A 10,071-nucleotide genomic window follows, 5' to 3' on the forward strand; every position below is an offset into this window, starting at 1 on the left:
GGCCTTGAAGCAATTCAATCCGACCTCGCCGTCCCGCCGGGGGCTGGTGCTGGTCGACAAGTCCGAGCTGCACAAGGGACGGCCGGAGAAGTCCCTCGTCGAAGGGCTGACCAAGTCCGGCGGGCGGGGCGGCGGCGGGCGGATCGCCGTGCGCTTCCGCGGCGGCGGCGCCAAGCGGCTCTATCGGGTGGTGGACTTCAAGCGGCGCAAGCTGGGCGTGCCCGGCCGCGTGGAGCGCCTGGAGTACGACCCCAACCGGACGGCCTTCATCGCGCTCATCAAGTACGCCGACGGCGAGCTCGCCTATATCCTGGCGCCGCAGCGCCTGCGGGTGGGCGACGAGGTGATGGCCGCGGAGAAGACGGACGTGAAGCCCGGCAACGCCATGCCGCTTCGCGGCATGCCGATTGGCACGATCATCCACAACATCGAGCTGAAGCCGCAGAAGGGCGGGCAGATGGCGCGCGCCGCCGGGGCCTACGCCCAGTTGGTCGGGCGCGATGCGGGCTATGCCCAGATCCGCCTCAACTCAGGCGAACTGCGGATGGTGCAGGACAGCTGCATGGCCACGGTGGGCGCTGTCTCCAACCCCGACCACATGAACGAGGTGCTCGGCAAGGCCGGCCGCAACCGCTGGAAGGGCAAGCGCCCGCACGTCCGCGGCGTCGCCATGAACCCCATCGACCACCCGCACGGCGGCGGCGAGGGCCGCACCTCGGGCGGCCGCCACCCGGTCACCCCCTGGGGCCAGCCCACCAAGGGCCGCAAGACCCGCACGAACAAGGCGACGGACAAGTTCATCATCCGCTCGCGTCACGCCAGGAAGGCTCGCTAAGACATGACCCGCTCTGTCTGGAAAGGTCCGTTCATCGACGGATACCTGCTCAAGAAGGCCGAGGCCGTCCAGGGCTCGGGCCGCAAGGACGTGATCAAGACCTGGTCGCGGCGCTCGACCATCATGCCCCAGTTCGTGGGCCTGACCTTCGGCGTCCACAACGGCCAGAAGCACGTGCCCGTCCTGGTCAGCGAGGACATGGTCGGCATGAAGCTCGGCGAGTTCGCGCCCACCCGGTACTTCCCGGGCCATGCCGCCGACCGGAAGGCCAAGAGGAAATAGGGATGAGCAAGAAAGCCAAAGCGCGCCGGCTCTCCGCCGCCGAGGCCGTGGCCAAGGTCCGGACCCTGCGCACCAGCCCGCGCAAGCTCAACCTGGTGGCCGCCTCGATCCGCGGCCTGAAGGTGCAGCGCGCGCTCAACGAGCTGGAGTTCAGCCCCAGGCGCATCGCCCGCGATGTGCGCAAGGCGCTCTATTCGGCGATCTCCAACGCCGAGAACAACCACAACCTCGACATCGACTCCCTGGTCGTGGCCGAGGCCTTCGTGGGCAAGAACCTGGTGATGAAGCGTTTCGCCGCCCGTGCGCGCGGTCGCGCTTCACGCATCGAGAAGCCGTTCAGCGAGATCACCATCGTGGTCCGCGAGCTGGGTGAGGCCGCCTGATGGGTCAGAAAGTCAATCCGGTCGGGCTGCGTCTCGGCATCAACCGCACCTGGGATTCCCGCTGGTTCGCCGACGGGGCCGACTACGGCCGTCTGCTGCACGAGGACATCAAGATCCGCCGCTGGCTGAAGAAGCGCCTCTATCAGGCCGGCGTGTCGCGGATCGTGATCGAGCGCCCGCACAAGAAGTGCCGCATCACGATCTACGCCGCGCGCCCGGGTGTGATCATCGGCAAGAAGGGCGCGGACATCGACAAGCTGCGCAAGGACGTCGCCGCCATGACGGACGGCGAGGTCCACCTCAACATCATCGAGGTGCGAAAGCCCGAGACGGACGCCCAGCTGGTGGCCGAGAACATCGCCCAGCAGCTCGAGCGTCGGGTGGCCTTCCGCCGCGCCATGAAGCGCTCCATCCAGTCGGCGATGCGCCTGGGCGCGAAGGGCGTGCGGATCAACGTCTCCGGCCGCCTCGGCGGGGCCGAGATCGCGCGGATGGAATGGTACCGCGAGGGCCGGGTGCCCCTCCACACCCTGCGGGCCGACGTGGACTACGGCGTCACCGAGGCCAAGACGACCTACGGCGTCATCGGCGTGAAGGTGTGGATCTTCAAGGGCGAGGTGCTGGAGCACGATCCGATGGCGCTCGACAAGCGCTTGGCCGGCGAGAGCGGGCCGGCGGGCGAGGGCGGCGGGCGCGAACGGGGCGATCGTCCCGACCGCGGTCCGCGCCGCGAGCGCCGCGGCGAGCCGCAGAACGCGTAAGGGCCCGATCGATGCTGTCTCCGAAGAAAACCAAGTACCGCAAGCAGTTCAAGGGCCGCATCTCCGGCATGGCCAAGGGCGGCGCCTTGCTGAACTTCGGCTCCTATGGGCTGAAGTCCATGGAGCCGGAGCGGATCACCGCGCGCCAGATCGAGGCCGCCCGGCGGGCGATCACCCGCCAGATGAAGCGTCAGGGCCGGGTGTGGATCCGCATCTTCCCGGACGTGCCGGTCACCGGCAAGCCGGCGGAGGTCCGGATGGGATCCGGCAAGGGCTCGGTGGAGTTCTGGGCCGCCCGCGTGGAGCCCGGCCGGATCATGTTCGAGGTGGACGGCGTGCCCGACGACGTGGCCCGCGAAGCGCTGCGCCTGGGCGCGGCCAAGCTTCCGGTGAAGACCCGGATCGTGGCCCGCATCGACGCCGCCGCCCAGGAGCACGCCTGATGAAGATCGACGAAGTGCGGGGGTTCACCCCGGACCAGCTGAGCGAGCAGCTGACCAGCCTGAAGAAGGAGCAGTTCAACCTGCGCTTCCAACGGGCGACCGGCCAGCTCGAGAAGACCCACCGCGTGGACCAGGTGCGCAAGGACATCGCGCGCATCAAGACCGTGCTGCGCGGCAAGGCGCAGGCCTAAGGAGACCGATCGATGCCGAAACGAATCCTCGAGGGCTTGGTCGTCTCCGACAAGGGCGACAAGACCGTGGTGGTGAAGGTCGAGCGGACCTTCCTGCATCCGGTCCTGAAGAAGACCGTCCGCCGGTCGAAGAAGTACCACGCCCACGACGAGGCCAACGCCTACAAAGCCGGCGACGTCGCCCGCATCATCGAGTGCGCGCCGAAGTCGAAGACCAAAACCTGGGAAGTGCTGCCCAAGGGCGGCGCGGCCCAAGCCTGAAGGCTCGACAGTCATGATCCAGATGCAGACCAACCTGGACGTCGCCGACAATTCCGGCGCCCGCCGGGTCATGTGCATCAAGGTGCTCGGCGGGGCCAAGCGCCGCTACGCCGGCGTGGGCGACAAGATCGTCGTCTCGGTGAAAGAGGCGATCCCGCGCGGCCGCGTGAAGAAGGGCGATGTGCTGCAGGCGATCGTGGTGCGCACCAGCCAGAGCATCAAGCGCAAGGACGGCTCGGTGATCCGCTTCGACAAGAACGCCGCCGTCATCGTCAACAAGCAGAGCGAGCCGATCGGCACGCGCATCTTCGGCCCGGTGCCGCGCGAGCTGCGCGCCAAGAACCACATGAAGATCATTTCGCTCGCGCCCGAGGTGCTGTGATGGCCGCGAAGATCAAGAAGGGGGACCGCGTCGTGGTCCTCACCGGCAAGGACAAGGGCCGTCAGGGCACGGTTGCGCGGGTGTTCCCCAAGGCGCAGCGGGCGGTCGTCGAAGGCGTCAACATGGTCCAGCGGCACACCCGCCCCACGCAGCTCGATCCGCAGGGCGGCATCAAGAACAAGGAAGCGCCGATCCACGTGTCGAACCTCGCCATCGTCGATTCCAAGGGCAAGGCGACCCGTGTCGGCTTCCGCCTGGACGGGGACAAGAAGGTGCGGTTCGCCAAGACGACCGGCGAGGTGATCAATGGCTGACGACGCTTACGAACCGCGGCTGAAGAGCGAATACAAGGCGCGCATCCGCAAGGCGCTGCGCGACCGCTTCGGCTACACCAACGAGATGCAGATCCCGAAGATCGACAAGATCGTCATCAACATGGGGATCGGCGAAGCGGTGGCGGATTCCAAGAAGGTGCAGTCGGCGATGACCGATCTCGCCAAGATCGCCGGCCAGAAGCCGTCGCCGACCAAGGCGCGCCTGTCGATCGCCTCGTTCAAGCTCCGCGAGGGCATGACCATCGGCGCCAAGGTGACGCTGCGCAAGGACCGTATGTACGAGTTCCTCGACCGGCTGATCACGATCGCCCTGCCGCGCGTGAAGGACTTTCGGGGGCTCAAGCCCACCTCCTTCGACGGCCGCGGCAACTACGCCATGGGGCTTCGCGAGCACATCGTGTTCCCGGAGATCAACTACGACCAGATCGATCAGGTCTGGGGCATGGACATCATCATCACCACGACTGCGAAGACCGACGACGAAGCTCGCGAGCTTCTTCGGGAATTCCAGTTCCCGTTCACGGCTTAGGGACGGGAGGGAAGAAAGAGACATGGCCAAGAAGAGCGCCGTCAACCGCAACCAACGGGTCAAGAAGCTGGTGCAGCAGTACGCCGCCAAGCGCCAACTGCTGAAGGACATCGCCAACGATGAATCCCTGCCGCTGGAGGAGCGTTTCGACGCCCGCCTGAAGCTGGCGCAGCTGCCGCGCAACGGCTCGGCGACCCGTATCCGCAACCGGTGCGAGATCACCGGCCGGCCGCGCGCCTATTACCGCAAGCTCAAGATGAGCCGCATCTCGCTCCGCGACCTGGGCGCCGCGGGCCTGATCCCCGGCCTCGTCAAGTCGAGCTGGTAGGAGGGGACCATGGTCAACGACCCCATCGGCGATCTGATCGCCCGCATCAAGAACGCCGCCCAGCGCGGCCGCTCGAAGCTCACGACTCCGGCCTCGAAGATGCGCGCCCGGGTGCTCGACGTGCTGCTCGACGAGGGCTACATCCGCGGCTACCACCTCCTGGAGAAGCCCGGCGCCTTCCCCGAATTCGAGATCGAGTTGAAGTATTTCGACGGCCAGCCGGTGATCATCGAGATCAGCCGCGTCTCCAAGCCAGGCCGCCGCGTCTATTCGTCGATCAACGACCTGAAGCCGGTGAAGAACGGGCTCGGGATTTCGATCCTGTCGACGCCGAAGGGCGTCATGTCCGACACCGCCGCCCGCGAGGCGAACGTGGGCGGCGAAGTCCTCGCTCGGGTCTACTGAGATGTCGCGCATCGGCAAAAAGCCCGTGGAGCTCCCGAGCGGCGTGCAGGCGACCGTCGAGGGGCAGACGGTGACGGTCAAGGGGCCCAAGGGCCAGCTCGCCTGGACCCTCGCCGACGAGATCGAGGCCAGGCTCGAAGACCAGCAGATCGTGCTCGCCAAGCGCAACGACGGCGCGCGCGCGCAAGCCATGTGGGGCCTCTCGCGCAGCCTGGTGAACAACATGGTGGTCGGCGTGACCAAGGGCTACGAGCAGACCCTGGAGCTGGTGGGCGTCGGTTACCGCGCGGCGATGAAGGGCCAGATGCTGTCCATGCAGCTGGGCTTCTCCCACGACGTGGAGATCAAGCCGCCGCCGGGCATCAGCTTCGCGGTGCCGCGGCAGACCGAGATCCGCGTCTCCGGCATCGACAAGCAGCTGGTGGGCGAGATCACAGCCCGCATCCGCCGCGTGCGCCCGCCGGAGCCCTACAAGGGCAAGGGCGTCCGCTACGCCGGCGAGAAGGTCCGCCGCAAGGAAGGCAAGAAGAAGTAGTCATGGCGCTCTCTCCTCGCGATTCAACCAAGCGTCGGGCGCAACGCAACCGCACGCGGCTGCGCAAGATGGCCAGCGGCCGTCCACGGCTGTCGGTCTTCCGCTCGGCGAAGAACATCTACGCCCAGGTCATCGACGACGAGCGCGGCGTCACGCTCGCGGCGGCGTCCTCGCTGGAGTCCGGCGAGGCCAAGGCCAAGGGCAAGACCAAGGGCTCGGACAAGGACGCCGCCGCCCGAGTCGGCGCCCTGGTGGCGCAGCGCGCTATCGAGAAGGGCGTGAAGGACGTGGTCTTCGACCGCGGCGGCTATCTCTATCACGGTCGGGTGAAGGCGCTGGCGGACGCCGCGCGCGAAGCCGGCTTGAACTTCTAAGGAACCCTCGATGGCTCGCAGGAACGAAGATCGCGGCGATCGTCGCAATCGCAACGAAGACGACCGCGACAGCGATATCGTCGAGAAGCTGGTGCACATCAACCGCGTCGCCGCCACCGTGAAGGGCGGCCGGCGCTTCTCGTTCGCCGCCCTGATGGTGGTCGGCGATCAGAAGGGCCGCGTGGGCTTCGGCCACGGCAAGGCGCGCGAAGTGCCGGAAGCGATCCGCAAGGCGACCGAGGAAGCCAAGAAGTCGATGATCCGCGTGCCGCTGCGCGAGAGCCGCACGCTGCACCACGACGGCAACGGCCGCTGGGGCGCCGGCAAGGTGCTGGTGCGCGCCGCCCCGCCCGGCACCGGGGTGATCGCCGGGGGGCCCATGCGCGCGGTGCTCGAGACGCTCGGCGTGCAGGACGTGGTCGGCAAGTCGATGGGCTCCTCCAATCCCTACAACATGGTCCGCGCGACCTTCGAGGCGCTGAAGGCCCAGGCCTCGCCGCGCCAGGTCGCGGCCAAGCGGGGCAAGAAGGTCTCCGACGTGATCGGCCGCCGCGCCGACGGCGCATCTGCGGCCCAGCCCTCGGCGGACGCGGAGGCTTGAGGCTGATGGCTCAGGAAACCGGGAAGATCACCGTCCGGCAGACCGGCAGTCCGATCCGCCGCAAGAAGGACCAGCGCGCCACGCTCGTGGGCCTGGGTCTCAACCGCCTCGGGCGCACCGCCACCTTGGAAGACACCCCCGCCGTGCGCGGCATGATCGCCAAGGTCGCCCACATGGTGGAGGTGGTGACCGAGTAAGATCCAGCCCTCCCCCGAAGGGGAGGGATGAATTCACAGCCGAGTCCGGACGCCGTCCGGGCGATTGATCTCCGAAGGAGAGGCGAACGAGATGACCAAGCTCAACGAACTGTCGCCGCGCGAAGGTTCGACGAAAGCCCGCATGCGCGTCGGCCGCGGCCCCGGCTCCGGCAAGGGCAAGACCGCCGGCCGCGGCGTGAAGGGCCAGAAGGCCCGCTCCGGAGTCGCCATCGCCGGCTTCGAGGGCGGCCAGATGCCGCTGCACATGCGCATGCCCAAGCGCGGCTTCAACAAGCCGTTCCGCAAGGCGTTCGCGGAAGTGAACCTGTGGCGCATCGAGCAGGCGATCGCGGCCGGCAAGCTCGACGCCAAGCAGCCGATCGACGCGGCCGCCCTGCTGGCCGCCGGCGTGCTGCGCCGGGCGAAGGACGGCGTGAAGCTGCTGGGCAAGGGCGAGCTCAAGTCCAAGCTCGACATCACCGTCTATTGGGCCTCGGCTTCGGCGCGCGCGGCGGTCGAGAAGGCGGGCGGCTCGCTCACGGTGACCCGCGCGGCGGCGGCCGCGGAGCCCCAGGCCTGACGCCTGCGATGATTCCGGTCTCGCGCTTCATCGCCGAGCGCCTTATCTCAAGCAGCACCTGAGAAGATCCCGAGGAACCTAGATGGCTTCGGCCGCCGAACAACTCGCCGCGAACATGAACTTCGAAGCCTTCCAGAAGGCGACGGAGCTGCACAAGCGGATCTGGTTCACCCTCGTGGCGATGGTGGTCTATCGCCTGGGCGCCTGGATCCCCATCCCGGGCATCGACATCAATGCCTTCGCCCAGGCCTTCCAGGGCCAGGCCAAGGGCATCCTGGGCATGGTCAACATGTTCTCGGGGGGCGCCGTCTCGCGGATGGCGGTCTTCGCGCTGAACGTGATGCCCTACATCTCGGCCTCGATCATCGTGCAGCTCCTGGGCAGCGTCTATCCGCCCTGGGAGAAGCTGCGCAAGGAAGGCGGCGAGGCCGGCCGCAAGCAGCTCAACCAGTACACCCGGTATCTGACGGTCGTGCTGGCCGTGTTCCAGTCGTTCGGCATCGCCATGGGCCTGCAGGCCAGCCAGGGCGTGGTCGACCATCCGGGCCTGTTCTTCGTCGCGTCCACCGTGGTGACTCTCACCGGCGGGACCATGTTCCTGATGTGGCTGGGCGAGCAGATCACCAGCCGCGGCGTCGGCAACGGCACCAGCCTGATCATCTTCGCCGGCATCGTGGCGGTGATCCCGCGCTATCTCGGCCAGGCCTTTTCGCTCGCCCGCACCGGCGCGATGAGTGGCGGATCGCTGTTGGTGATCGGCATTCTCGTGGTGGCGGTGACCGCGGCCATCGTCTTCGTCGAGCGCTCCCAGCGGCGGCTGCTGGTGCAGTACCCGAAGCGCCAGGTCGGCAATCGCATGTTCGGCGGCGACACCTCCTTCCTGCCGCTGAAGATCAACACCTCGGGTGTGATCCCGCCGATCTTCGCCTCCTCGCTGCTGCTGCTGCCCGCCACCGTCATGGGCTTGCTGGCGTCCGCCAACCTGCCGCCCTGGGCGCAGTGGCTGCCGGGCGCGGTGGGCCAGCTGCAGCACGGCCGGCCGCTGTTCATGCTGCTCTACGGCGCGCTGATCGTGTTCTTCACCTTCTTCTACACCTCGGTCGTGTTCAATCCGGAGGAGACGGCGGAGAACCTTCGGAAATACGGCGGCTTCATGCCCGGCATCCGGCCGGGCAAGCGCACGGCGGAGTACCTCGACTATGTGCTGACCCGCCTGACGGTGATCGGCGCCGCCTACATCGCCATCGTCTGCCTGCTGCCCGAGGCCCTGATCGGCTTCTACAACGCGCCCTTCTACATGGGCGGCACCTCGGTGCTGATCGTGGTCAGCGTCACCATGGACACGGTGACCCAGATCCAGTCGCACCTCCTGGCCCACCAGTACGAGGGCCTGATCAAGCGATCCAAGCTGCGCGGGATGCGCGGCCGCTAGGCTGAAGACAGTGGGTTCGCGCGGCCCCGCGAGAGGGTCCGCGGATGGAGGGGCGTTAGCGCATGAACCTGATCCTGTTCGGCCCGCCGGCGGCGGGCAAGGGCACGCAAGCCCGGCGGCTGGTCGAGACCCGCCGGATGGTCCAGCTCTCCACCGGCGACATGCTGCGCGCCGCCATCGCCTCGGGCTCCGAGCTCGGCAAGCGAGTGGCCGGCATCATGCAGCGCGGCGAGCTGGTGTCCGACGACATCGTCATATCGCTCATCGAAGAGCGGCTGCCCGAGGCGGACGCGGCGGGCGGCGCAATCTTCGACGGCTTCCCGCGCACGCTCGCCCAGGCCCAGGCGCTGGACATCATGCTGGAGCGTCGCGGCTCGCGGATCGATCTGGTGCTTCGCCTGAAGGTCGACGACGAGGCGCTCATGCAACGGGTCGCGGGCCGCTTCGCCGAGAGCGGCCGTCCGGACGACAATCCCGAAAGCTTCAAGGTGAGGCTTTCGGCCTACAACGACCAGACCGCGCCGCTGCTGCCCTATTACGAGAACCAGAAGAAGCTCCTGGAGATCGACGGCATGGGCTCCATCGACCAGGTGGCCGCCGCGCTCGACGAGGCGCTCGCGGAGCCCCGCTGGTGAGCGTCCCGGCGCGCCGCATTTGCGCCCAGACCCCGGTTCATGGTTTCCTTAACCATGCTGCGCGAGATTGGCGCGGTGCAGGCGTGGCGACGCGGGCAGGGCAGGGGGCCTTGCGCCGCCCAATTGTCGTTCATAAATGCATCGTTCCGCCATTGACGGAAGCGCAACGATCCTTATAACGAGGCGCTTCCGCGAAAGAGCGCGAAGGACGCGTCGGTCTATGCCTTTGGGTTGCAGGGCCGGGGCGCCGTTCGCGCTTCTCTTGCGTGATCAGGAGATCTTCCCACGTGGCCCGTATCGCTGGCGTCAACATTCCCACCAATAAGCGCGTCGTGATCGCGCTGCAGTACATCCACGGGATCGGGCCGGCGAAGGCCCGCGAGATCGTCAGCAATGTCGGCATCGACGACGGCCGCCGGGTGAACGAGCTGACCGACCAGGAAGTCCTGCACATCCGCGAGGCCATCGATCGCGACTACACCGTCGAGGGCGACCTGCGCCGCGAGACGGCGGTGAATATCAAGCGGCTGATGGACCTGGCCTGCTACCGCGGGCTGCGCCACCGCAAGGGCCTGCCGGTCC

The 10,071-nt window shown here is 67.6% G+C and carries 20 protein-coding genes; all 20 read left to right on the forward strand.

Features of this window, described 5'->3' with window-relative positions:
- The coding region (gene rplB / locus VLI41_RS09845; RefSeq protein ID WP_325267900.1) for a 50S ribosomal protein L2 at positions 1-835 on the forward strand (835 nt) is incomplete at its 5' end.
- Between the two features lie 3 nt (positions 836-838).
- The gene (rpsS, locus tag VLI41_RS09850) at positions 839-1,117 is read left to right on the forward strand and encodes a 30S ribosomal protein S19 (RefSeq protein WP_325267901.1); all 279 of its coding nucleotides are present in this window, start codon (positions 839-841) and stop codon (positions 1,115-1,117) included.
- A gap of 2 nt (positions 1,118-1,119) precedes the next feature.
- A complete protein-coding gene (rplV, locus tag VLI41_RS09855; protein ID WP_297696355.1) occupies positions 1,120-1,500 on the forward strand; it encodes a 50S ribosomal protein L22 in 381 nt (126 codons plus the stop codon).
- A complete protein-coding gene (gene rpsC / locus VLI41_RS09860; protein ID WP_325267902.1) occupies positions 1,500-2,261 on the forward strand; it encodes a 30S ribosomal protein S3 in 762 nt (253 codons plus the stop codon). Before rplV ends, rpsC begins: the two co-directional genes overlap by 1 nt.
- An 11-nt stretch (positions 2,262-2,272) precedes the next feature.
- Complete coding sequence (gene rplP, locus VLI41_RS09865) at positions 2,273-2,704, forward strand: 50S ribosomal protein L16 (RefSeq protein WP_325267903.1); 432 nt, start codon at positions 2,273-2,275, stop codon at positions 2,702-2,704.
- Positions 2,704-2,895 (forward strand): 50S ribosomal protein L29, encoded by a 192-nt coding sequence (gene rpmC / locus VLI41_RS09870; RefSeq protein WP_325267904.1) that lies wholly within the window; start codon positions 2,704-2,706, stop codon positions 2,893-2,895. Before rplP ends, rpmC begins: the two co-directional genes overlap by 1 nt.
- Before the next feature lie 12 nt (positions 2,896-2,907).
- A complete protein-coding gene (gene rpsQ / locus VLI41_RS09875) occupies positions 2,908-3,156 on the forward strand; it encodes a 30S ribosomal protein S17 (protein WP_325267905.1) in 249 nt (82 codons plus the stop codon).
- Positions 3,157-3,169: 13 nt separating this feature from the next.
- On the forward strand, positions 3,170-3,538 hold the full coding sequence (rplN, locus tag VLI41_RS09880; RefSeq protein ID WP_325267906.1) for a 50S ribosomal protein L14: 369 nt from the start codon (positions 3,170-3,172) through the stop codon (positions 3,536-3,538).
- Positions 3,538-3,852, forward strand: a complete 315-nt coding sequence (gene rplX / locus VLI41_RS09885) for a 50S ribosomal protein L24 (protein WP_325267907.1) — start codon at positions 3,538-3,540, stop codon at positions 3,850-3,852. The genes rplN and rplX overlap by 1 nt, the downstream gene beginning before the upstream one ends.
- Positions 3,845-4,402: a 50S ribosomal protein L5 gene (gene rplE / locus VLI41_RS09890; RefSeq protein WP_325267908.1), complete on the forward strand. Its 558-nt coding sequence runs from the start codon at positions 3,845-3,847 to the stop codon at positions 4,400-4,402. The genes rplX and rplE overlap by 8 nt, the downstream gene beginning before the upstream one ends.
- 22 nt (positions 4,403-4,424) lie before the next feature.
- Positions 4,425-4,730, forward strand: coding sequence for a 30S ribosomal protein S14 (gene rpsN, locus VLI41_RS09895; protein ID WP_325267909.1), 306 nt, complete (start codon positions 4,425-4,427; stop codon positions 4,728-4,730).
- 9 nt (positions 4,731-4,739) lie between these two features.
- Positions 4,740-5,135, forward strand: coding sequence for a 30S ribosomal protein S8 (gene rpsH / locus VLI41_RS09900; protein WP_325267910.1), 396 nt, complete (start codon positions 4,740-4,742; stop codon positions 5,133-5,135).
- Position 5,136: 1 nt separating this feature from the next.
- Positions 5,137-5,670 carry a 50S ribosomal protein L6 gene (gene rplF, locus VLI41_RS09905; RefSeq protein WP_325267911.1) on the forward strand — a complete coding sequence of 178 codons (534 nt, stop codon included), beginning with the start codon at positions 5,137-5,139 and terminating at the stop codon, positions 5,668-5,670.
- 2 nt (positions 5,671-5,672) lie between these two features.
- Complete coding sequence (gene rplR / locus VLI41_RS09910; RefSeq protein ID WP_325267912.1) at positions 5,673-6,044, forward strand: 50S ribosomal protein L18; 372 nt, start codon at positions 5,673-5,675, stop codon at positions 6,042-6,044.
- 10 nt (positions 6,045-6,054) lie between these two features.
- A complete protein-coding gene (gene rpsE / locus VLI41_RS09915; RefSeq protein WP_325267913.1) occupies positions 6,055-6,645 on the forward strand; it encodes a 30S ribosomal protein S5 in 591 nt (196 codons plus the stop codon).
- A 5-nt stretch (positions 6,646-6,650) separates the two neighbouring features.
- Positions 6,651-6,842, forward strand: a complete 192-nt coding sequence (gene rpmD, locus VLI41_RS09920; RefSeq protein WP_325267914.1) for a 50S ribosomal protein L30 — start codon at positions 6,651-6,653, stop codon at positions 6,840-6,842.
- A 91-nt stretch (positions 6,843-6,933) separates the two neighbouring features.
- Entirely contained in the window at positions 6,934-7,422 is a 489-nt protein-coding gene (gene rplO, locus VLI41_RS09925) for a 50S ribosomal protein L15 (RefSeq protein ID WP_325267915.1), read from the forward strand.
- Positions 7,423-7,504: 82 nt separating this feature from the next.
- On the forward strand, positions 7,505-8,854 hold the full coding sequence (secY, locus tag VLI41_RS09930) for a preprotein translocase subunit SecY (protein WP_325267916.1): 1,350 nt from the start codon (positions 7,505-7,507) through the stop codon (positions 8,852-8,854).
- Positions 8,855-8,916: 62 nt separating this feature from the next.
- Entirely contained in the window at positions 8,917-9,489 is a 573-nt protein-coding gene (locus VLI41_RS09935; protein WP_325267917.1) for an adenylate kinase, read from the forward strand.
- A 287-nt stretch (positions 9,490-9,776) separates the two neighbouring features.
- On the forward strand, positions 9,777-10,071 hold a 295-nt coding region (rpsM, locus tag VLI41_RS09940), incomplete at its 3' end, for a 30S ribosomal protein S13 (protein ID WP_325267918.1).

The organism is Phenylobacterium sp. (genome assembly GCF_035475775.1).
GTDB lineage: Bacteria > Pseudomonadota > Alphaproteobacteria > Caulobacterales > Caulobacteraceae > Phenylobacterium.